Annotated in this window: 22 protein-coding genes; 17 read left to right on the top strand and 5 right to left on the bottom strand. The window is 42.8% G+C overall.

Annotation, left to right across the window (positions count from 1 at the left end; translation table 11 throughout):
• The first annotated feature begins 131 nt into the window (after positions 1–131).
• Complete coding sequence (alaP, locus tag NST79_RS15800) at positions 132–1,523, top strand: alanine permease AlaP (protein WP_003229105.1); 1,392 nt, start codon at positions 132–134, stop codon at positions 1,521–1,523.
• 246 nt (positions 1,524–1,769) lie between these two features.
• Here the strand turns inward: alaP and NST79_RS15795 are convergent, their stop codons facing one another.
• Positions 1,770–2,285 (bottom strand): gamma carbonic anhydrase family protein, encoded by a 516-nt coding sequence (locus NST79_RS15795; protein ID WP_004399093.1) that lies wholly within the window; start codon positions 2,283–2,285, stop codon positions 1,770–1,772.
• 48 nt (positions 2,286–2,333) lie between these two features.
• Here NST79_RS15795 and ytpA point away from each other — a divergent pair, with 48 nt between their 5' ends.
• Together ytpA and tbcS are read left to right on the top strand one after the other, a co-directional pair.
• Positions 2,334–3,113: a phospholipase YtpA gene (ytpA, locus tag NST79_RS15790; RefSeq protein WP_004398545.1), complete on the top strand. Its 780-nt coding sequence runs from the start codon at positions 2,334–2,336 to the stop codon at positions 3,111–3,113.
• Positions 3,114–3,133: 20 nt separating this feature from the next.
• On the top strand, positions 3,134–4,237 hold the full coding sequence (gene tbcS / locus NST79_RS15785; RefSeq protein WP_029318290.1) for a tetraprenyl-beta-curcumene synthase: 1,104 nt from the start codon (positions 3,134–3,136) through the stop codon (positions 4,235–4,237).
• Here tbcS and NST79_RS15780 read toward each other — a convergent pair.
• The gene (locus NST79_RS15780) at positions 4,227–4,811 is read right to left on the bottom strand and encodes a class I SAM-dependent methyltransferase (RefSeq protein WP_029318289.1); all 585 of its coding nucleotides are present in this window, start codon (positions 4,809–4,811) and stop codon (positions 4,227–4,229) included. The genes tbcS and NST79_RS15780 overlap by 11 nt on opposite strands.
• The gene (locus NST79_RS15775; protein ID WP_024572829.1) at positions 4,808–5,776 is read right to left on the bottom strand and encodes a TIGR01212 family radical SAM protein; all 969 of its coding nucleotides are present in this window, start codon (positions 5,774–5,776) and stop codon (positions 4,808–4,810) included. The genes NST79_RS15780 and NST79_RS15775 overlap by 4 nt, the downstream gene beginning before the upstream one ends.
• A gap of 161 nt (positions 5,777–5,937) precedes the next feature.
• Here NST79_RS15775 and NST79_RS15770 point away from each other — a divergent pair, with 161 nt between their 5' ends.
• The 12 genes from NST79_RS15770 (at position 5,938) to bceB (ending at position 16,378) form a co-directional block, all read left to right on the top strand.
• Positions 5,938–6,210 carry a YtzC family protein gene (locus NST79_RS15770; protein ID WP_003229117.1) on the top strand — a complete coding sequence of 91 codons (273 nt, stop codon included), beginning with the start codon at positions 5,938–5,940 and terminating at the stop codon, positions 6,208–6,210.
• A gap of 154 nt (positions 6,211–6,364) precedes the next feature.
• The gene (locus NST79_RS15765) at positions 6,365–6,502 is read left to right on the top strand and encodes a hypothetical protein (RefSeq protein ID WP_003229119.1); all 138 of its coding nucleotides are present in this window, start codon (positions 6,365–6,367) and stop codon (positions 6,500–6,502) included.
• Between the two features lie 33 nt (positions 6,503–6,535).
• A complete protein-coding gene (gene ytrA, locus NST79_RS15760) occupies positions 6,536–6,928 on the top strand; it encodes a GntR family transcriptional regulator YtrA (RefSeq protein ID WP_003229121.1) in 393 nt (130 codons plus the stop codon).
• Positions 6,921–7,799: an ABC transporter ATP-binding protein YtrB gene (gene ytrB, locus NST79_RS15755; RefSeq protein WP_029318288.1), complete on the top strand. Its 879-nt coding sequence runs from the start codon at positions 6,921–6,923 to the stop codon at positions 7,797–7,799. Before ytrA ends, ytrB begins: the two co-directional genes overlap by 8 nt.
• Positions 7,793–8,779: an ABC transporter permease YtrC gene (ytrC, locus tag NST79_RS15750; RefSeq protein ID WP_029318287.1), complete on the top strand. Its 987-nt coding sequence runs from the start codon at positions 7,793–7,795 to the stop codon at positions 8,777–8,779. Before ytrB ends, ytrC begins: the two co-directional genes overlap by 7 nt.
• A gap of 29 nt (positions 8,780–8,808) precedes the next feature.
• Positions 8,809–9,786, top strand: coding sequence for an ABC transporter permease (locus NST79_RS15745; protein ID WP_029318286.1), 978 nt, complete (start codon positions 8,809–8,811; stop codon positions 9,784–9,786).
• A gap of 14 nt (positions 9,787–9,800) precedes the next feature.
• Positions 9,801–10,496, top strand: a complete 696-nt coding sequence (gene ytrE, locus NST79_RS15740) for an ABC transporter ATP-binding protein YtrE (protein WP_003229129.1) — start codon at positions 9,801–9,803, stop codon at positions 10,494–10,496.
• Complete coding sequence (gene ytrF / locus NST79_RS15735) at positions 10,486–11,796, top strand: ABC transporter permease YtrF (RefSeq protein WP_029318285.1); 1,311 nt, start codon at positions 10,486–10,488, stop codon at positions 11,794–11,796. The genes ytrE and ytrF overlap by 11 nt, the downstream gene beginning before the upstream one ends.
• Positions 11,797–11,892: 96 nt before the next feature.
• Entirely contained in the window at positions 11,893–12,588 is a 696-nt protein-coding gene (gene bceR, locus NST79_RS15730; protein WP_029318284.1) for a two-component response regulator BceR, read from the top strand.
• Entirely contained in the window at positions 12,581–13,585 is a 1,005-nt protein-coding gene (gene bceS / locus NST79_RS15725) for a two-component sensor histidine kinase BceS (RefSeq protein ID WP_024573099.1), read from the top strand. The genes bceR and bceS overlap by 8 nt, the downstream gene beginning before the upstream one ends.
• A gap of 101 nt (positions 13,586–13,686) precedes the next feature.
• Positions 13,687–14,448 (top strand): bacitracin ABC transporter ATP-binding protein BceA, encoded by a 762-nt coding sequence (gene bceA, locus NST79_RS15720; protein ID WP_003229137.1) that lies wholly within the window; start codon positions 13,687–13,689, stop codon positions 14,446–14,448.
• Positions 14,438–16,378, top strand: a complete 1,941-nt coding sequence (bceB, locus tag NST79_RS15715) for an FtsX-like permease family protein (protein ID WP_212059387.1) — start codon at positions 14,438–14,440, stop codon at positions 16,376–16,378. Before bceA ends, bceB begins: the two co-directional genes overlap by 11 nt.
• Before the next feature lie 36 nt (positions 16,379–16,414).
• Here bceB and NST79_RS15710 read toward each other — a convergent pair whose 3' ends face one another.
• Positions 16,415–17,161, bottom strand: a complete 747-nt coding sequence (locus NST79_RS15710; RefSeq protein WP_048655239.1) for an LMBR1 domain-containing protein — start codon at positions 17,159–17,161, stop codon at positions 16,415–16,417.
• A 188-nt stretch (positions 17,162–17,349) separates the two neighbouring features.
• Between NST79_RS15710 and NST79_RS15705 the strand changes: the two genes are divergently transcribed.
• Positions 17,350–18,543, top strand: coding sequence for an MFS transporter (locus NST79_RS15705; protein WP_042977570.1), 1,194 nt, complete (start codon positions 17,350–17,352; stop codon positions 18,541–18,543).
• A 236-nt stretch (positions 18,544–18,779) separates the two neighbouring features.
• On the opposite strand, the gene NST79_RS15700 is transcribed toward NST79_RS15705, so the two are convergent.
• Positions 18,780–19,565, bottom strand: a complete 786-nt coding sequence (locus NST79_RS15700) for a blue-light photoreceptor (RefSeq protein ID WP_033884846.1) — start codon at positions 19,563–19,565, stop codon at positions 18,780–18,782.
• 404 nt (positions 19,566–19,969) lie between these two features.
• Here NST79_RS15700 and NST79_RS15695 point away from each other — a divergent pair, with 404 nt between their 5' ends.
• Positions 19,970–20,305: a DUF4257 domain-containing protein gene (locus NST79_RS15695; RefSeq protein ID WP_212059386.1), complete on the top strand. Its 336-nt coding sequence runs from the start codon at positions 19,970–19,972 to the stop codon at positions 20,303–20,305.
• Positions 20,306–20,395: the final 90 nt, after the last annotated feature.

Here is a 20,395-nt window from a genome sequence, read left to right as displayed (position 1 = left end):
CAACAAGGCTTTCGAGTAGTCGAAAGCCTTGTTGTTATCCTTTTATTTCTCCATCATCATTGATTTACCCAATCCGTACGGAATATTCAGAAAAATGATATAATGATATTTTTTTCTAGGGGAGAAGAAGCATGCAAAAACAAAAACAAGAGCTGCACCGCGGACTCGAAGAAAGGCATATTTCTTTAATGTCTTTAGGAGCTGCTATAGGAGTAGGGTTGTTCCTCGGCTCCGCATCAGCTATTCAATTAGCAGGGCCTGGTATTTTGGTAGCGTATGCCGCAAGCGGCCTGGTCATGTTTTTTATTATGAGAGCGCTTGGGGAAATGGCCATTCAAAAACCGGTCGCAGGCTCCTTCAGCAGGTATGCGCGTGACTACTTGGGACCGCTTGCAGGCTATTTAACAGGGTGGAACTACTGGTTTTTATGGGTTGTCACCTGTATGGCCGAAATTACTGCTGTCGGTATCTATATGGGGTTCTGGTTTCCTGACGTGCCAAACTGGATTTGGGCATTATCGGCACTGGTCATTATGACGGGTGTTAATTTCCTGGCTGTCAAAGCTTACGGTGAGCTGGAATTTTGGTTCGCATTGATTAAAATTGTTGCGATCTTATCCATGATTGCAGTCGGTTTATTGATGATTATTGCAGGAGTCGGCAATGGGGGCATTGCCACCGGAATCAGTAATTTGTGGAACAACGGAGGATTTTTCCCTCATGGATTAAAAGGGGTTCTATTGTCTCTTCAAATGGTCATGTTCGCCTATTTAGGGATTGAAATGATCGGGGTGACGGCTGGCGAAGTAAAAAACCCGCAAAAATCGTTAGCCAAAGCAATCGATACAGTATTTTGGCGGATTTTGATTTTTTATGTAGGCGCTTTATTTGTCATTATGTCTATTTATCCGTGGCAGGAAATTGGCTCTCAAGGAAGTCCATTTGTTCTCACATTTCAAAAAGTGGGCATTCCATCGGCCGCAGGTATCATTAACTTTGTCGTGTTGACAGCCGCGCTGTCTTCATGTAACAGCGGTATTTTCAGCACAGGGCGGATGCTGTTTAACTTGGCGGAACAGAAAGAGGCGCCACAAGCATATGGTCAGCTGACGAAAGGCGGCATCCCGGGTAAAGCTGTTCTGGCTTCAGCGGGCGCTTTATTAGTCGGAGTGCTGTTAAACTATGTTGTCCCTGCGAAGGTATTTACCTGGGTTACAAGTATTGCGACGTTCGGAGCGATTTGGACGTGGGCAATCATTTTGCTTTCTCAAATCAAATACAGGAAAAGTTTGAAGCCGGAAGAAAAGAAACAATTAAAGTACAAAATGCCTTTATTTCCGTTTACGTCTTATGTGTCATTGGCATTTCTAGCATTCGTCGTCATTCTTATGGCTTACAGCCCTGATACAAGAGTAGCCGTGATTATCGGGCCGATATGGTTTCTCATCTTGCTGGCTGTGTACTATGGAAAAGGGTTTCACAAAAAAAATGCAGCAGCTGCCAGCGAACGAAATATCAGCTGACAAAAAGAGCTCCCAGTGGGCTCTTTTTGTGTGTGCTCATAGAAAATAGAGAACAGGAAAGAATAGGTATGTGTGTTTGCAGAGGCTGTTTACAGTTTTGTGATAAGATAAAAGTCATACGTTTAGATGCCATATGTGAACGTTTTATGGAAAAATCGAAACCCGAACTGTGATGACGTCCGGGTTAACGATGGTTATTGCTTTCAAATATAATTTGAAAAATGGTAAAGTAAGACGAAGCAGGTCTTATGTTTGTTGAAGAAATTTATAATATTGGCCCTTTTCTACATATTCTGACCGTATTCTTTGCATATCTTTTCGGTCTTCTTCCGTCAAAGGGCGGATGACTTTTGCAGGGCGGCCAAAGGCGAGATGGCCAGGCGGAATGATTTTTCCGGGCGGGACAAGACTGCCGGCACCAATAAAAGCGCCTTCGCCAATTTCGGCTCCGTCTAAAATGATTGAGCCCATGCCGATTAAGGCGTTCTTGCGGATAACAGCGCTATGAAGTGTAACCTGATGGCCTATCGTGGCGTCATCTTCAATGAGCAGCGTCTTGTTCGGGCTTTGATGAAGGCAGCTTAAATCCTGGATATTGACTCTGTTTCCGATTCTGGTCGGTGCAACATCTCCCCTTATGACAACAGAAAACCAAATGCTGGACTGTTCTCCGATAACGACATCACCGGTAATTGTTGCATTATCAGCTATAAAGGCTGTTGGGTGGATATCTGGCTTGTGTTCCTTATAAGGGTAGATCATAAGATTCATCCTTCTTTCTCTATTTAAATTTCGTATGAGGTGAAGAGCATGTGGACCTGGAAAGCAGACAGACCTGTTGCAGTGATTGTAATCATTCACGGGGCAAGTGAATATCACGGACGATATAAATGGCTGATTGAAATGTGGCGGTCTTCGGGTTATCACGTTGTCATGGGCGATTTGCCTGGACAGGGAACAACGACAAGAGCGAGAGGGCATATTCGCTCGTTTCAAGAATACATTGATGAAGTAGATGCTTGGATAGATAAAGCGCGAACCTTTGATCTGCCGGTTTTTCTGCTAGGTCACAGCATGGGCGGTCTGGTCGCGATTGAATGGGTTAAACAGCAAAGAAATCCCCGGATTACGGGAATTATTTTATCATCACCGTGTCTCGGACTGCAAATTAAAGTCAATAAAGCGCTTGATCTTGCATCAAAAGGCCTGAATGTCATCGCTCCGTCACTTAAGGTTGATTCGGGATTATCAATTGATATGGCGACGCGCAATGAGGACGTCATCGAGGCTGACCAAAATGATTCGTTATACGTCAGGAAAGTTTCTGTCAGATGGTACAGAGAGCTTTTAAAGACAATTGAATCGGCAATGGTGCCGACAGAGGCATTTTTGAAAGTTCCGCTTCTTGTGATGCAAGCCGGTGATGATAAGCTTGTTGACAAAACGATGGTCATCAAGTGGTTTAATGGTGTTGCTTCTCATAATAAAGCATACAGAGAGTGGGAAGGGCTTTACCATGAGATCTTCAATGAACCCGAGAGAGAAGATGTCTTTAAAGCAGCAAGAGCGTTTACTGATCAATATATTTGAACTAGTAGGGGGTGCATGTGTTGACAGTACCGGAACATCCTTTTGGATTGATGACAAAGGTATATCGAGATATTTTTCCGCTCGTTCATCAAGAGCTGGACATATGGAAGCAAAAATCAGAATCGATTCATAACAGTGAATTGAAAGCACAGGCAACCGCAAGTATTCGGGACAAAACGTTTCACTGTGAAGGCGGCGGCATACTGGCCTTATTGTCAGGCAGCCAAAAGCAGAAATGTGTCGAGTTTATCATCGCGTATCAAACGATTAGTGATTATTTGGACAATCTATGTGACCGCAGCACCTCGCTGGACCCACAGGATTTTCGGATGCTCCATGCCTCAATGCAGGACGCACTGACAGTGGGAGCGGAACTGCAAAATTATTATCAATTCAGGGAAGAACAGGATGACAGCGGATATCTGCACGAACTGGTCAAAACGTGCCAGCGTGTCCTTGGTTCCATTGAGCACTATGACATGATTAAACCTTATCTGCTTGAACTGTGCGGCTATTATTGCGATTTGCAGGTGCATAAGCACGTTATTGAGCATGAGCGTGTTCCGCGGCTTGAAAAGTGGTTTACTCAATATGAATCAGAGCTGCCTGAGATGGAATGGTATGAATTTTCAGCCTGTGCAGGCTCAACGTTAGGCATTTTCTGTCTGGTTGCGTATTCGTTCCAGCCTGATTTCACAGAAAGCACCGCTAAAAAAATCCGCGACAGTTATTTTCCTTACATACAGGGTCTTCATATTCTTCTTGATTATTTGATTGATCAAGAGGAGGACTTGCTGGAAGGAGACTTGAATTTCTGCTCGTATTATCAGTCTCATGAAGAGATGATGAATCGGCTTGAACACTTTATCCATAAAGCCGACGAGCATCTACAAGGCATTCCGCATGAAAACTTTCATCGTTTAATCAATCGCGGCTTGCTTGGTGTTTATTTGTCAGATGATAAAGTGGCAGGCCAAAAGGAAATGGGCCGGCTCGCAAAGAAGCTGATCAAAGCCAGCGGAAAAACCTCCCTTTTCTTTTATATCAACGGCAGAGCCTACCGGAAATTTCAAAAAATGTCCTGGATGAAAAACTCAAAGAAAAAAGCTCAAATCATTTGCTGATCTGAGCTTTTTTTTCGATGGCGACAATAAATGGCGGGTCATTTTGCTGATTGATAAATCCGTATGTTAATACACGGGCTGATTGCTGGTCCAAGTCCCGGCAAAATTCGAGCACGTCGTTTTTTTCAGCTTTGCCTTCCGGGTGGCCATGATAGACGACGAGAACAATCAGACCTTCGTCTTTCATGATGCCGAGAAGCTGTTCAATTGCTTTGATCGTAGAACTGCCGTTTGTCGTAATTGATTTGTCCCCGCCCGGCAAATAGCCGAGGTTAAATACCGCGGCCGCCACTTTGCCATGTGTTTCAGGCGGGAGGGATTCAGCGATTTTATCATGGCTTTTGTGAAATAACGTTGTTCGCGCTTGATACATGTCACCGAGCCGTTCCTTTGTATTGGCCACGGCTGATTCTTGGATGTCGAATGCGTACACATGACCGTTTTCACCAACAAGCTCCGCTAAAAATTGTGTATCATGTCCGTTGCCCATTGTCGCATCTACGACAATATCTCCTTCTCCCGCGGCCATTTTCAGCAGTTCTTTGCTGTAGGGAAGAATTTTCTTCAAAATCATAGCGCTGATTCCTCCTCAAGCCGCTGAAAGAACTTTCCTTGATAGCTGCCTCGATTTTCTAGCTCTTTATTAATGGCGCCAAGCACTTCCCATTTGTTGACGCTCCACATTGGCCCGATCATCAACTCAATCGGTCCGTCACCTGTAATGCGGTGGACGATCATTTCAGGCGGAATGATCTCAAGCTGATCGCAGACGAGCTGCACATAATCATCTTGAGAAAGAAATTCCAGCTTCCCCTTTTCATATTGCTTGACCATTGGCGTGCCTTTCAGTAGGTGAAGCAGATGGATTTTAATGCCCTGGACGTCCAAATCTGCGACGGCCTTTGCCGTTTCCATCATCATGTCCCGGTCTTCCAAAGGCAGCCCATTGATAATATGCGAGCAGACACGTATGCCGTGTTTTCTTAATTTATTGACGCCTTCCACATAGCAGTTAAAATCATGTGCGCGGTTGATCAGAAGTGCAGTCCGTTCATGAACTGTTTGAAGCCCAAGCTCCACCCACAAATACGTGCGTTCATTCAGCTCTGCCAAGTAATCAACGACATCATCAGGCAGACAGTCCGGGCGTGTGGCGATCGAAATGCCGACCACATCATCTAAGGCGAGGACGGATTCGAATTTCTCACGAAGCACCTCAACCGGGGCGTGAGTGTTTGTGAAAGCCTGAAAATAAGCGATGTACTTGCCATCCTTCCATTTTTCGTGCATGCGGTTTTTGATGTCATGGAATTGCGTAATTAAATCATCGGCCCGGTTCCCGGCAAAATCGCCGGAGCCTGCTGCGCTGCAAAAAGTACAGCCTCCGTGGGCTACGGTGCCGTCCCGATTCGGGCAGTCAAAACCGCCGTCAAGCGCTACTTTAAACACCTTATGGCCGAAATGTTCTCTGAGATGATAATTCAATGTATGATAGCGTTTTTCCGTATTTGAATAAGGAAAAGGATTGTTCTGCATCACAATTCATGTGCCTCCTTGCGTACGATTGCATCCTAAAATTGTAGCACGCATTTCACAAGAGAACAAATGAATATCGACCATAAATTACTTTATTGAATAAAGTCAGATGAGGCTACAATATGAATGATGGATGATTTCCATTACCAAGAGGAGGGGTTACTGTGGCAACAAGACAATCAGTAGATGAACATCTCCAGCAATGTATGCAGGCCTATGATTATGCTGAAGAACAGCTGAAAATCGCTTCTAAACAAGAGCATTATAACGATCAAGAATATAGTGATGCACAAATGCAGCTAGAAGATGCGGTAAATGCCTTGAATAAACTATGGCTGTCGTCAAATGATCAGCAGAGAGAACAGCTGTACAGAATGAGACTTCAGCTTCAATCTTTGCAAAATAATATGATCCTGCAGCACCCTCTTGATGTGTAGGAAAACGGACCCTTTTAAAAGGGTCCGTTTTTTTGTAAAAAAAGGATTGACTTTGTGAGTCAAAGTATTTATTGTATTAAGTGTACTAATTGAAGTAATACACTATAGACACTAATATAAAATCATTTATATATTGACATTAAGGGAGGCAGTTATGAAACATAAAAAACGAAACAAACGTAACGTGCCAATGCTGATTGCGGCATCTGTGATCGCTTGTTCTTTTTTTCTTGTTCTTGTGATGATCGGTTTTGAATGGCAAAAAAGTATAATTGATCATTTTTATCTATAAAAGGTTCAGATCGTATAGAAAGTAGGGAAGTAAATGATTCAAATCGATCCAAGAAGCTCAACACCCATTTACGAACAAATTATTCAGCAAATGAAAGAGCTTTGTTTGAAAGGGATCATGAAGCCTGGTGATAAGCTTCCTTCTGTCAGAGAATTGGCAACGATCATTATTGCGAATCCGAACACTGTCAGCAAAGCGTATAAAGAACTTGAGCGAGAGGGGATTATTGAAACGCTGCGGGGCAGAGGGACCTATATATCGGAGAATGCAAAAACGACACTGGTTGAAGGGAAGATGACGATGATTAAAGAGCAACTCAAACAGCTCATCATCGATGCACACTATGCAGGGGTTGAGCTGGAAAAACTGCACGAATGGATAAAGGAAATCAGCGCTGATGTGAAGGGAGGCAAAAAAAATGATTGAACTGCGGCAGCTGTCAAAAGCGATTGACGGCAATCAAGTATTAAAAGATGTTTCATTAACAATCGAAAAAGGAGAAATCTTTGGATTGCTTGGACGCAACGGATCAGGGAAAACGACGATGCTTCGCTTAATCCAGCAAATCATTTTCGCTGACAGCGGAACGATTTTATTTGACGGCGTAGAAATCAAAAAGCACCCGAAGGTCAAACAAAATATCATCTACATGCCTGTTCAAAATCCTTTTTACGACAAGTATACATACAAGCAGCTTGTTGATATCCTGAGAAGAATATATACGAAATTTGATGTCACGTACGCGAATGAACTGATGAACAGATACGAAATTCCAGAAACGAAAAAATACCGTGAGCTGTCGACAGGCTTGAAAAAACAGCTGTCGCTCGTTCTGTCGTTTGCGGCGAGACCGGCGCTGATCCTCCTTGATGAGCCGACGGATGGTATTGATGCGGTAACTAGACATGATGTGCTGCAGCTGATGGTCGATGAAGTGGCAGAGCGTGATACGAGTATCCTGATTACGTCCCACCGGCTTGAAGACATAGAGCGGATGTGCAACCGAATTGGCTTTCTTGAAGATAACAGGCTGACCAACGTCATGGATCTTGATGAATTAAAAGAAGAATACATCAAAATACAAATGGCGTTTGACACAGATGTCAATCTGGCCATCAGAGAGCAAAACATTCCGATGCTCGATCAGGCCGGCGTGTTTTACACAGTGCTGATTCCGAAAAGCGATGAGGAGAAAAAGAGCTTTTTGAGAGAGCTGAAGCCAAAAGTATGGAATGAGCTTCCTGTCAACTTAGAAGAAGTGTTCATTGCGAAGTTTGGAGGGAAGCGGAGATGGTAGACCGAGGTCTCCTCTATCGAGAGTGGAAACAGAATCAAGTGGTGATTTTGCTGAGTATTGTGTTTTTGGTGCTGGCAAATCCGCTTTCTATTGTTAATACGTATTTGTCTTATCAAGGGTGTCTGGCTCATCAAGACCCGCAATATTGTGAATTTATTGTGAATTATCATAGGAGCAATCTAATAGATATCAACTGGGTGCCGGGGGTCATTTTGGCGGTCTGCTTCCTCGGAATGGAGCGTTCGAAAGGCACGATGGATTTTATATTAAGCCTCCCGTATAACAGAAGCCAAATTTTCCAGACGAAATTTTGGTTAGGGGGCATTGTGATTGTGATGTCACAATTGATTGGCTTTTTACTTGCGTGGCTGCTAATTCTTGTTTATAGCCCTGAACACGTCTACTTTTTTGAGCACAGCAGCGTTGGAGTAATTGTGATTAGTTTTATGGCTTATTGTTTGTTGATGGCTGCTGGTGCATTAACGGGGAGTGTTTTTGCCCAGTTATTAACGGCATTTGCTGCTGCGGCATTGCCATATTTAATTGTCGCATTACCGCTTGGAAACTTTGAAGTTGTTTTTGGCGTGAGTATATGGGAAATGTTCCCTTCCCCTGAGGCGTATTTCTCTCTGACAAGCAATTTATTATATCTTGTGCCCATTGGTTATGTTGATAGTGACTGGCTTATCCATAGTAAATATATTTTAATGATTCCAGCTGCCATGAGCATTCTGTTTTACTTGGTTGGTTTGATAAGCTTCAAAAAGCTTCCAAGTGAACGAAACGGACACTTTTTCTTATGGAACAGATTAGACCGTCCGGTGCAAATTCTGGTTATGGCTTTTGGTATTCTTGGATTTGGTTTGTTTGGATACTCTGCCGGACAATCAATGATTGGTTATATTTTAGGAATGATCATTGGGGCAGTTGTTGGATTCTTTGTGAGCTACTTCGCTATTAATAAGAAAATGAAACATTAAGGAATACTTTCGGTTTGGAGGGAAGTGGTGTGCCAGATTCCGGGCTATTTTATAAAGAGTGGAAGCAAAATAAAGCTCTGCTAACCACGGTTTTTTTCGTACTTATGCTTAGCAATCCTTTTACCGTTTTAAATACGTACATCTCATATCAAGGCTGCGTTGATCATCAGAACGAGTGGGTCGGAAACTGCGTATTTTCGATTAACTATTTAAACGGTACATTTATCTCAGTGTTCTGGATTTGGGGTGTCGTTTTAGCGGTCAGCCAGCTTGGAATTGAACGAAGCAAGGGCTTGTTTGATTTTACATTTAGTCTTCCTTATACACGCGGACAGATATATAATACGAAGTTCTTTACCGGCGGAATGGTGATTGTGGTGCCGCAACTCATAGGTTATGTTTTGTCTGTTTTCCTGATTTTGCTTTTGAAGCCAGAAAAAGTGATTTATTTTCATCATCTTAGTATAGGGATGATGCTTATCAGCTTAATGGCGTATTCGCTAGTCATGGCCGCAGGTGCTTTAACAGGAAGTATTTTTTCGCAGCTGCTGGTTTCATTTACTGTCACTATCTTGCCTTTTCTATTGATTGCTTTACCGGCTGAAAATTTAGAGATTATATTTGGACATAATGTCGCGTTTTTAAATACTGATATACCTGATTGGCTTCAGTATATTATCCCAATTATGTTTGTTAATCCCGAATGGGTGATGGATTCAGCTCAATATCTTTTCTTTCCGGCAGCCTGGAGCGGTATATTTTATATCATCGGTTACATCAGCTTCATCAAACTGTCAAATGAACGAAACGGATATTTCTTTTTGTGGAAAGCATTGGATCGTCCGGTGCAATTGGTCGTCATCATCATTGGTATTTTAGGCTTTGGCTATTTTGGTTTTACGGCCAGCGAGAGCTTTGCAGGCTATTTCATTGGCATGGCTGCAGGTGCGGTAATCGGTTTCTTGATTAGTTATTTTGCGATTTATAAAAAAATGAAACTTTTGTAAGGGAGAGAGAACATATGATTGATGTTCAGCATATCGACCATTCTTTCACGATCGGAAAAAAGGGCCGTGAGAATGAAGTTCCAGTATTGAAGGATGTTTCATTGAGCGTGGCGAAAGGGGAAATCGCCTGCATTGTCGGACGAAGCGGCTCAGGGAAATCAACGCTTTTGAATTTAATTTCCGGCTACATATCGCCGACAAAAGGGCGGATTGTCATTAATGGCACTGATGTTACGGGGTTTAATGAAAAGGAATGGGCGCAATTTCGGCTTGACCATTTCGGGTTTATTTTTCAGAGCTTTCAGCTCATCCCGGGTTTAACGACGTATGAGAATGTGGAAATGCCGCTGGCGTTAAAAGGAATCAAGCCATCTGAGCGGAAGCAAAAGGTGCAGGACATGCTGAAACGCGTCGGTCTGGAAAACCACGCCGCTCATTATCCGAATGAACTGTCAGGCGGCCAGCAGCAGCGTGTCAGTATTGCTCGAGCATTGATTTTAAATCCTTCGATTATCTTAGCGGATGAGCCGACGGGAAGCCTTGATTCAGAAACGGAACATGAAGTGCTGGAATTGATCCAGCAGCTGAATCGTGAGCGTGGCATTACATTTGTGATCATTACTCACGATGATGAAGTCGCTTCTATCGGACATTCAAAATTTCAGCTTCATGATGGTGTGCTAAAAGGAGGAATTACCGTTGAGGTTTAAGGATCAGGTTCATTTTATCAGAAGAAATATGAAGAAAAACAGGCTTCGCGTCTTTATGACGATTCTGGCGACAACAATGGCGTGTGCGTTTTTGGTTGTGTTGTCGTCCGTTGGATTTGGGATTCAAAAGACGATTACAGATATGACAATGAGCCAGCAGATTGTAACGAAAGTCAGCGTAATGGGCAAGGAAGGAGACAAGCCGATTAAAAAAGCTGATTTAGAGAAGTATGATCACGTAAGGTCAGTTGTAGAAAGAACGCAAGTGTATGAACCAAACAAAGCTACTTTAGGCAATCGTACAAATGAAAGCTCAAATCTCATTTTTACTAATATGAATGATGAATTAAAGGCCAATATGGAATTGGAAAAGGGAAGAGTCGCAAAGTCGGAAAATGAAATCGTAGTAGGATACGACTTCGCAAAGAGATTATTAACGAAAAAAGAATCGGAAGAATATAACAAAAAAATCGAGGAAGCAAAAGGAAATCCAGAAGATATAAAAGAACCAAAGGGCTATACGAAAGATATTCTAAATAAAACAATTGAACTAAGTGTATCGAAGACAGATTCTAAAACAGGGGATGTTACAAAAACAAAAACATATGACTTTAAAATTGTCGGTATTACAAAAAAACCATCTCAAGACTGGATGGAGGACTCAAATATTTTTATCAGTGATCAATTCAAAAAAGATTTTTCGGAATTCTTAGATTTCAAAGGCGGAAATGTTGAAACGAACATTGGTGTTTTTGCTGATAAGTTTGAGAATGTGGAACAGCTGACAAATGATCTAACAGATGACGGGTACTATGTCACATCAGTGACTACCGAACTTGAGGGAGCCAATACCTTCTTCATGGTCTTCAAAATCGGACTGATCTTTGTCGGATGTATCGCAGTTATCATTTCAGCGATCGGCATTTTTAACACGATGACGATGGCGGTGACAGAGAGAACGCAAGAGATCGGCATTATGAAAGCGATTGGGGCGAGCCCGTCAATCATTCGCCGAATGTTCTTGATGGAAAGCGCGTATATCGGAATTTTAGGCTGTGTGATTGGGATTATCATTTCTTACGGCGTGAGCTACCTTGTCAACCTGGCCGTTCCGATGATTCTTGCGGCCACAAGCGGAAGTGATGCGGGCGACTTGAATTACACATTCTCCTACATCCCGGCGAGTCTTGTGATCATTGCCGTTGTGATTTGCGGAGGGGTCGCAGTCATTTCCGGAATGAACCCGGCGAGAAAAGCAACAAAAACCAACGTGCTGACAGCCTTGAGAAGAGAACTATAATGTGAACGAGCCGGCTGAGACAGCCGGCTTTTTCTATAGCACATGCTGGCGTTTTGCTATACACTTGATAAAAAAGGAAAAAGTGCGGTGAGTCGATTGTTTAAACTTTTGCTGATTGAAGATGATGAATCGCTGTTTCATGAAATCAAGGATCGTTTAACGGGATGGTCCTATGATGTATACGGCATTCAGGATTTCAGTCAGGTGCTGCAGGAATTTGCGGCGGTTAATCCTGATTGTGTCATTATTGATGTACAGCTGCCTAAATTTGACGGCTTTCATTGGTGCCGGCTGATCCGCTCCCGGTCAAATGTTCCGATTCTCTTTTTATCCTCCCGGGATCATCCTGCTGATATGGTGATGTCCATGCAGCTCGGGGCAGATGACTTTATTCAAAAGCCATTTCATTTTGATGTGCTGATCGCGAAAATCCAAGCGATGTTCCGGCGTGTGCACCATTATAATATGGAGCCGAGTACGATTAAAACGTGGTGCGGCGCTGCTGTAGACGCGGAGCAGAACCTCGTCAGCAATGACAAAGGATCTGTTGAACTGACCAAAAATGAAATGTTCATTCTAAAACAATTAATAGAGCAAAAAAACAAGATCGTCAGCCGGGAAGAGCTGATCAGAAGCTTGTGGAACGATGAGCGTTTTGTTAGTGATAATACGCTGACCGTCAATGTCAATCGCCTGCGAAAAAAACTGGACGCCCTGCAGCTTGGCGCATATATCGAGACAAAGGTGGGCCAGGGCTACATCGCGAAGGAAGAGGACAAGTTTTATGATTAAAGCATTCCTTATCGAAAGGCGGAGCTGGATTGCCGCGTTTTTGTTTCAGCAGGCTTTGATGCTGTTCATTGCTTTTGTCGATCCTTCCATATCATTTGGGAATGTACTTTATATGGTGTATTTGTGCATCTTGTTTTTTATCATATTCCTTTGGTTCCGCTATCGGAAAGAAACAGCGTTTTATAAAAGCTTGAAAACATGGGAGAACAATCTCGATGTGACAGCCATAAATGAACCGGAAACGCCGTTTGAAGCAATGGTTGAAAGAAGCATTGCCGGGCAAACAGAACACTTGAAGCAGACCGCAGCACGGCATCGCTTAGCATTGGAAAATGAAAAAGATGAGCTGATGGCATGGATACATGAGGTCAAAACCCCATTAACAGCGATGCATTTAATCATTGATAGAATGGAAGAAAAAGCACTGAAATCCCAGCTGTCATATGAATGGCTGCGTATTCACCTGCTTCTTGATCAGCAGCTTCATCAAAAACGCATTTCATTTATTGAAAACGACCTGTCAGTAGAATTCATTCAGCTTCAGCCTTTGATTTTTAAAGAAATCAAAGATTTACAATCGTGGTGTATCCAAAAAGGGATCGGTTTTGACATACAGCTCGATGCCAAAGAAGTGCTGAGCGATGCAAAATGGCTGGCGTTTATCATCAGGCAGCTGCTGACAAACGCGGTGAAATACAGCGAAGCCTCTGAAATCGAGATCAAAAGCTTTCAAAAAGGGGAACAGACGCAGCTCCAAGTGAAGGACTGTGGCAGGGGCATTGATCCAAAAGATGTACCGCGTATTTTTGATAAAGGGTTTACATCCACAACGGATCACCATGATCAAGCATCAACTGGCATGGGGCTGTACTTGGCAAAAAAAGCAGCGGCGCCGTTATTGATCCATATTGATGTTGAGTCGGAGTTTGGTGCGGGAACAGTTTTTACATTAACCTTTCCAATACGGAATCAATTTGAACATGTCATAAGCGTGTGACGAAAATGTCACATGCTTTTCTTTTTTGTTCGCCGTATCGAAGGAAAAGCCCGGCATTCCTTTTTATAATGAGATTATCCAATATAAAGGAGACTGCGTAAATGGTGATTTTAGAAGCGAATAAAATTCGAAAAAGTTATGGAAACAAGCTGAATAAACAGGAAGTGCTGAAGGGCATCGATATTCACATTGAAAAGGGCGAATTCGTCAGTATTATGGGTGCTTCCGGGTCGGGAAAAACCACTTTGCTCAACGTTCTGTCCTCAATCGATCAGGTCAGTCACGGAACCATTCATATTAATGGAAATGACATGACGGCTATGAAGGAAAAGCAGCTGGCTGAATTTAGAAAACAGCATTTAGGCTTTATCTTTCAGGATTACAATTTGTTAGACACATTGACAGTGAAAGAGAATATCCTTCTGCCTTTATCGATCACGAAACTATCAAAAAAGGAAGCCAATCGCAAGTTTGAGGAAGTTGCAAAGGAACTGGGAATATATGAATTGCGGGATAAATACCCGAATGAAATTTCCGGCGGCCAGAAGCAGAGAACATCCGCTGGAAGAGCGTTTATTCATGACCCGAGCATTATTTTCGCTGATGAACCGACCGGCGCGCTCGATTCGAAATCGGCCTCCGATCTATTAAATAAGCTGAGCCAGCTCAATCAAAAACGCAACGCGACGATTATTATGGTTACCCATGATCCCGTCGCTGCCAGCTACTGCGGCAGAGTCATTTTTATTAAGGACGGGCAAATGTATACACAGCTGAATAAAGGGGGCCAGGACAGGCAAACGTTTTTCCAGGATATTATGAAAACGCAAGGCGTGTTAGGCGGGGTGCAGCATGAACATTAATCAGCTCATCCTGCGAAATTTGAAAAAGAATCTCCGGAATTACTATTTGTATGTGTTTGCGCTCATCTTTAGCGTGGCGCTTTATTTCGCCTTTGTCACGCTGCAGTATGATCCAGCAATTAACGAAGTGAAGGCTTCAATCAAGGGAGCCGCGGCTATTAAAACCGCTTCGATTTTGCTTGTGGCTGTAGTGGCGATCTTCATTTTATATGCCAATACGATTTTTATTAAGAGACGGAGCAAAGAAATCGGGCTGTTTCAATTAATTGGAATGACGAAGCATAAAATTTTTCGCATCTTAAGTGCAGAAAATGTCATGCTGTATTTCGGTTCATTAGCGATCGGGGTAGCGGCCGGGTTTTCGATATCGAAGCTTGTCTTGATGATTCTGTTCAAAATTGTCGATGTCAAAGCGGATGCGAAACTGCATTTTTCTGAGCAGGCCTTGGTCCAAACGGTCATTGTGTTCTGCGGCATTTACCTTTTGATCATGATCATGAATTATACGTTTATCAAAAAACAGAGTATTTTATCTTTGTTTAAAGTAACGTCCTCCACTGAAGACAAAGTGAAGAAAATATCATTTTTCCAAACGCTGATCGGCGCTTTAGGCATCGTGTTGATTTTGACAGGATACTATGTGTCTTCTGAGCTGTTTGGCGGAAAATTTAAGACCATTAATGAACTGTTTGGTGCGATGAGCTTCATTCTGGGGAGCGTCATTATCGGGACGTTTTTGTTTTACAAAGGATCAGTTACGTTTATCTCGAATATCATTCGAAAAAGCAAGGGCGGTTACTTAAATATTTCTGAGGTTCTGTCACTGTCATCGATCATGTTCAGAATGAAATCGAATGCGCTGCTGCTGACGATTATTACAACCGTTTCAGCGCTCGCCATCGGGCTGTTATCTCTTGCTTACATCTCGTATTACTCGTCAGAAAAGACCGCTGAACAAAATGTAGCGGCTGATTTTTCATTCATGAATGAGAAAGATGCCAAGTTATTTGAAAACAGATTGAGGGAAAGCAACATCTCGTTTGTAAAAAAAGCAATCCCTGTCCTGCAAGCAAATGTTGACATTGCAAATATCATGGATGGAACTCCTAAAGAGATGCAGGGCGATCCCGGCAATATGCAGCTTGCTGTTGTTAGCGACAAAGATGTAAAAGGAGTCGATGTGGCGGCTGGAGAAGCCGTTTTCTCAGGATACACCGACTTGCTGCAAAAAATAATGGTTTTCAAGGACTCTGGTGTTATTAAAGTAAAAAGCAAGCACGAGACGCAGCCATTAAAATATAAAGGATTAAGAGAAGAGTTTCTTGTATCCTACACGTTTACAAGCGGGGGCATGCCCGCTGTCATTGTGGATGACAGCCTGTTTAAACAGCTGGACAAGGATAAAGACCCCCGCATTCAGCTGGCGCAATCTACATTTATCGGCGTCAATGTGAAACATGACGATCAAATGGAAAAAGCAAATGAGCTTTTTCAACAGGTGAACAAGAAAAACGAGCATTTATCAAGACTAGATACAAGCGCTGCGCAAAAATCACTGTTTGGTATGGTGATGTTCATCGTCGGCTTCTTAGGGTTAACGTTCCTGATTACATCAGGTTGTATCCTTTATTTTAAACAAATGGGTGAAAGTGAAGATGAAAAACCGAGCTATACAATTTTAAGAAAACTCGGCTTTACGCAGGGCGACCTGATAAAGGGGATACGCATCAAACAAATGTACAACTTCGGCATTCCGCTCGTTGTCGGCCTCTTCCACAGTTACTTTGCCGTCCAATCCGGCTGGTTCTTATTCGGATCAGAGGTATGGGCGCCTATGATTATGGTGATGGTGTTATATACTGCGCTCTACTCCATTTTTGGTTTTCTGTCAGTTCTTTATTATAAGAAGGTCATTAAATCGTCGTTGTGAAACAGAAAAAGCTCCAGACATTCTGGAGCTTTTTGTTTATCGTTTTGGCGCCCGATAACCGGCGGCTTCAGCTTCTTCAACTGAGCAAAACATTTCAGCCGGATCGGTTGTCCGGTCGTAGTATGTACTGCCTGGCGTGTGGTAGATGCCGTTTTTGCTTCCTTTGATATTACAGCCTTCTGCTTTGTCAGCTGTTTTGGTTTCATCACTTTTACTCGTATTGTTTGAAGAACTTCCAGTGTCTTCATGAGAACTGGCAGTTTGGCTTTCCGTCTCTTTTAATTGATTTTCAAGCTTTGTTTTATCTTGTCGGAGTGTTTCATTTTCAGCCTTTGCCGTTTTTGCATCTTCTTTGAGCTGCTTTTGATTTTCTTGAAGCTCTTTAATCTCAGCTTTTAATGATTTCTGAGTCTTTTTTAGATCGCTATTTTCGTTTTTAAGCTTTTCAAGCTTGTCTTGATCTTCTTTGTTGTCTTTTAATTTCTTTGCTTCGGAGCTGACAGATTTATATTCTTTCTCAAGTTCTTCATGCTCTTTTGTGAGGTTTTTATATTCGGCGTTTAGCGCTGAATATTTTTTCTCGGCATTTGCTGCGGAAGTGTCAGGTTCTGCCAATGCTGCCCCGGTAAAGAGCAGCACAAGGCCTCCAATGAAAAGCGGCCAAAAAAGTCTCTTGGAGAAACGTTTTTCCTTTTTCAGTACATATCTGACAAGGTGATATAATCCATAGCCCAGTGCAATGAGACATGCCAGAAAACCTAAGAATGCTAATACCATTTCCATAATATGACCCCTTTTTCTATTTATTTTACATTTTTCAAACAATATTTGTTAGATTTTTTCACGCTCATCAGTTGAAAAATGTGAGAGAGACAGATAGAATGAATGTGCTATGATAACTGGATTCGTACGGAGCCGTTTTAGGTTTCGTTTTTTTCATGAGCTTTTTTAGGTAAGAAAGGGGGATGAGTATGCCGCGTGCTCTTAAAATTTTAGTCATTGGAATGTTTATCAATGTGACGGGTGCTTCTTTTTTATGGCCGCTGAATACGATTTATATCCATAATCATTTAGGAAAGTCGTTAACAGTAGCCGGACTTGTCCTGATGCTGAATTCCGGCGCCAGTGTGGCTGGCAATTTATGCGGAGGTTTTTTGTTTGATAAAATCGGCGGTTTTAAATCGATTATGCTTGGGATAGCCATTACGTTAGCAAGCCTGATGGGTCTTGTCTTTTTTCATGATTGGCCAGCCTATATTGTGCTGCTGACGATTGTGGGCTTTGGCTCCGGTGTTGTTTTTCCGGCCAGCTACGCAATGGCGGGATCGGTATGGCCTGAAGGGGGAAGGAAGGCATTTAATGCGATATATGTCGCGCAAAACGCGGGCGTGGCCGTCGGTTCAGCGCTTGGCGGTGTCGTGGCGTCTTTCTCGTTTTCATATGTATTTTTGGCGAATGCCGCGCTGTATCTGGTCTTTTTCTTTATTGTATATTTCGGATTTCGAAATATTCAGACGGGAGATGCGTCCCAAACATCCGTGCTTGATTACGATGCTGTGAACAGCAAAGCAAAATTTGCCGCACTGATCATTTTAAGCGGAGGCTATGTACTGGGATGGCTGGCTTATTCTCAATGGTCAACCACAATTGCTTCGTACACACAAAGCATTGGAATATCTCTTTCCTTATACAGCGTGCTGTGGACGGTTAACGGAATTCTCATTGTGCTCGGCCAGCCGCTCGTCAGTTTTGTGGTGAAAAAATGGGCCGAGTCGCTAAAAGCGCAAATGGTCATCGGCTTTATCATTTTTATTGTGTCTTTCAGCATGCTGCTGACTGCAAAGCAATTTCCGATGTTTCTCGCTGCGATGGTGATCCTGACTATCGGGGAAATGCTTGTTTGGCCTGCTGTGCCGACTATTGCCAATCAGCTTGCCCCTAAAGGGAAAGAAGGCTTTTATCAAGGCTTTGTCAACAGTGCGGCGACAGGCGGCAGAATGATTGGTCCCCTGTTCGGAGGAGTGCTTGTCGATCATTACGGCATTAAGGCTCTTGTTTTATCTCTGTTGGTATTGCTGCTGATCAGTATTGCCACAACGCTTCTATATGACAAACGGCTAAAATCAGCTAAAGAAACAAATAAGCAGGCATCAATCTCTTCATAATAAAAGATCCCGCCGGATGAGCGGGATCTTTCAGCGTGTCGACAAACCCTCGCATTCGTTGTCAGGCCTGCGCTTCGGTGCTCACGAATTAGAACATTCGCTCCGCTCCTATGCTCGTCCTTCCTAGACTTCAAGGGTTTTCAATCACGCTGAAAAGATGACAAAATCCTAAAATGAAAACCATTTTAGGATTTTGTCAACAATCTGAAAGATCCCGCCGGATGAGCGGGATCTTTTTACATAATCGGAAGCACTTTAACGGCATCCTTTACATTTGAATATGTTTTCAGCGACGAAAAATTGGCATCCAGTTTATTCATTTTCATAGCCAATTCAGGCTTAATGCCAGTAATGATTAACTCAGTTCCGGTCAATTTCAGCAAATGGCTCAGCTTGAAAATTTGGTCGGCCGTTTGTTCGTTCACTTGGGCCAATCCGGATAAATCAATGATCAAATAATCATCTTTGGATGTTGATAAGATATTCGTCAATGTGCAAACGATGGAATTAAATCGCTCCTCTGTCAGGTTTCCGACTAGCGGAAGAGCCGAAATGCCATTGCGAATCGGGACAATAGGAGTTGAAAGTGCAGTAATTTCCGTGAGGGAATCCTCGAGAAGCTTTTCATACTCTTTTTGCTTGGTGATGTCTTTCTGAATTCCGACAAAATACGTTTTATCCTCTATTTCCATTGGATCAATATTTAATTCATTCCAGAACATCGTTCCGTCTTTTTTGTAGTTTTGAATCTGAACGGTGACCGGTTCTTTATTTTGTAAAGCGGTTCTGATGTTGTCCACTTCTGCAGGATCTGTGTGTTTCCCCTGTAAGAAGCGGCAGTTCTTTCCTAAAATTTCCTCGGTTTCGTAGCCGGTCATTTGAACAAAGCCTTGATTTACGTAGACAATAGGATTATCTTCAAGTGCGGGATCTGTAATTACCACACCGACTCGCACGTGATCAAGCGCTTTTTTGATGACTTCCAGCTGTCCTGGTATCCCAAATGATTGAAAACTAGCCATATAAATCCCCCTTAGGCCGTCAGCTTGCTATGCGAAAGCCTGATATTCCCCTTTTTTAAAATGAATTCTACAGTAACCGTAGCACAACACATGTTCTGATTCAAGCAAGTGCAGTTTGTTGTTTGTCATTAGGGCTTGTCCTCGTATACACTAAAAATAAGAACAGAATTTGAACATATGAACGGAAAGGTTTTTTACATGCTAAATAGGTGACTAGGTCAATGTCACTGGGTGAAAAATGAATCCAATGCATCAAGCTTACCGATCATGTGTTCACATATAATGGAAGAAACAAGCTTTTTACAGATTTGCCGGTATGTAGATATCGAAAATCATCGGAATCGTTTAAGGGGGCTGGATGGCCTGAAGTCGCTTTACGAAATAAGGGCTTTAGGAAGGTGATGATGAAGATGCTGCATCAGGTACTCATTGCTTGTGTAATTGGAGGAATCATGGGGATTCTCGGTCATGTGAAAAAGAGAGGCAGGCTGGAGAAGCCCAGAATGACGAAGCGGTTTATCTACCTTGGATTTTTGGAAGATTGGTTTATCGGCATGACGGCTTCCATTTTACTTGTATTATCCGCTGACCCCGATTCAGGAATTCAACTTGTCATCTTATCCATTATCTCAGGCTACGGCGGTGAAGCTGTTCTCAGAAGTTTTGACTTTGTGAGAGAACTGAACAGCGGCGGCGAACCGACCGAGTCCAAACGTCAAACCAAAACTCCACCCGAATAATTGTCCTCAATCTCCGCCCGTTCAGGGTACATTCCCATTGTATACAAACCTGCTTGCACTTATGAACAGAATTCTATAAAATACAGTTAG

This window comes from Bacillus sp. PS196 (assembly GCF_037963555.1).
GTDB classification, from domain to species: domain Bacteria; phylum Bacillota; class Bacilli; order Bacillales; family Bacillaceae; genus Bacillus; species Bacillus subtilis.
Note: the sequence above shows the minus strand (reverse complement) of the source record. Positions and strands in the feature narration are given on the sequence as shown.

Excerpts from the sequence above, each read along its gene's own strand:
- alaP (WP_003229105.1), top strand. The coding sequence starts at position 132 with ATGCAAAAACAAAAACAAGAGCTGCACCGCGGACTCGAAGAAAGGCAT.
- NST79_RS15795 (WP_004399093.1), bottom strand. The coding sequence starts at position 2,285 with ATGATCTACCCTTATAAGGAACACAAGCCAGATATCCACCCAACAGCC.
- ytpA (WP_004398545.1), top strand. The coding sequence starts at position 2,334 with ATGTGGACCTGGAAAGCAGACAGACCTGTTGCAGTGATTGTAATCATT.
- NST79_RS15780 (WP_029318289.1), bottom strand. The coding sequence starts at position 4,811 with ATGATTTTGAAGAAAATTCTTCCCTACAGCAAAGAACTGCTGAAAATG.
- NST79_RS15765 (WP_003229119.1), top strand. The coding sequence starts at position 6,365 with ATGAAACATAAAAAACGAAACAAACGTAACGTGCCAATGCTGATTGCG.
- ytrA (WP_003229121.1), top strand. The coding sequence starts at position 6,536 with ATGATTCAAATCGATCCAAGAAGCTCAACACCCATTTACGAACAAATT.
- ytrB (WP_029318288.1), top strand. The coding sequence starts at position 6,921 with ATGATTGAACTGCGGCAGCTGTCAAAAGCGATTGACGGCAATCAAGTA.
- ytrC (WP_029318287.1), top strand. The coding sequence starts at position 7,793 with ATGGTAGACCGAGGTCTCCTCTATCGAGAGTGGAAACAGAATCAAGTG.
- ytrE (WP_003229129.1), top strand. The coding sequence starts at position 9,801 with ATGATTGATGTTCAGCATATCGACCATTCTTTCACGATCGGAAAAAAG.
- bceS (WP_024573099.1), top strand. The coding sequence starts at position 12,581 with ATGATTAAAGCATTCCTTATCGAAAGGCGGAGCTGGATTGCCGCGTTT.
- bceA (WP_003229137.1), top strand. The coding sequence starts at position 13,687 with ATGGTGATTTTAGAAGCGAATAAAATTCGAAAAAGTTATGGAAACAAG.
- bceB (WP_212059387.1), top strand. The coding sequence starts at position 14,438 with ATGAACATTAATCAGCTCATCCTGCGAAATTTGAAAAAGAATCTCCGG.
- NST79_RS15710 (WP_048655239.1), bottom strand. The coding sequence starts at position 17,161 with ATGGAAATGGTATTAGCATTCTTAGGTTTTCTGGCATGTCTCATTGCA.
- NST79_RS15705 (WP_042977570.1), top strand. The coding sequence starts at position 17,350 with ATGCCGCGTGCTCTTAAAATTTTAGTCATTGGAATGTTTATCAATGTG.
- NST79_RS15700 (WP_033884846.1), bottom strand. The coding sequence starts at position 19,565 with ATGGCTAGTTTTCAATCATTTGGGATACCAGGACAGCTGGAAGTCATC.
- NST79_RS15695 (WP_212059386.1), top strand. The coding sequence starts at position 19,970 with ATGAAGATGCTGCATCAGGTACTCATTGCTTGTGTAATTGGAGGAATC.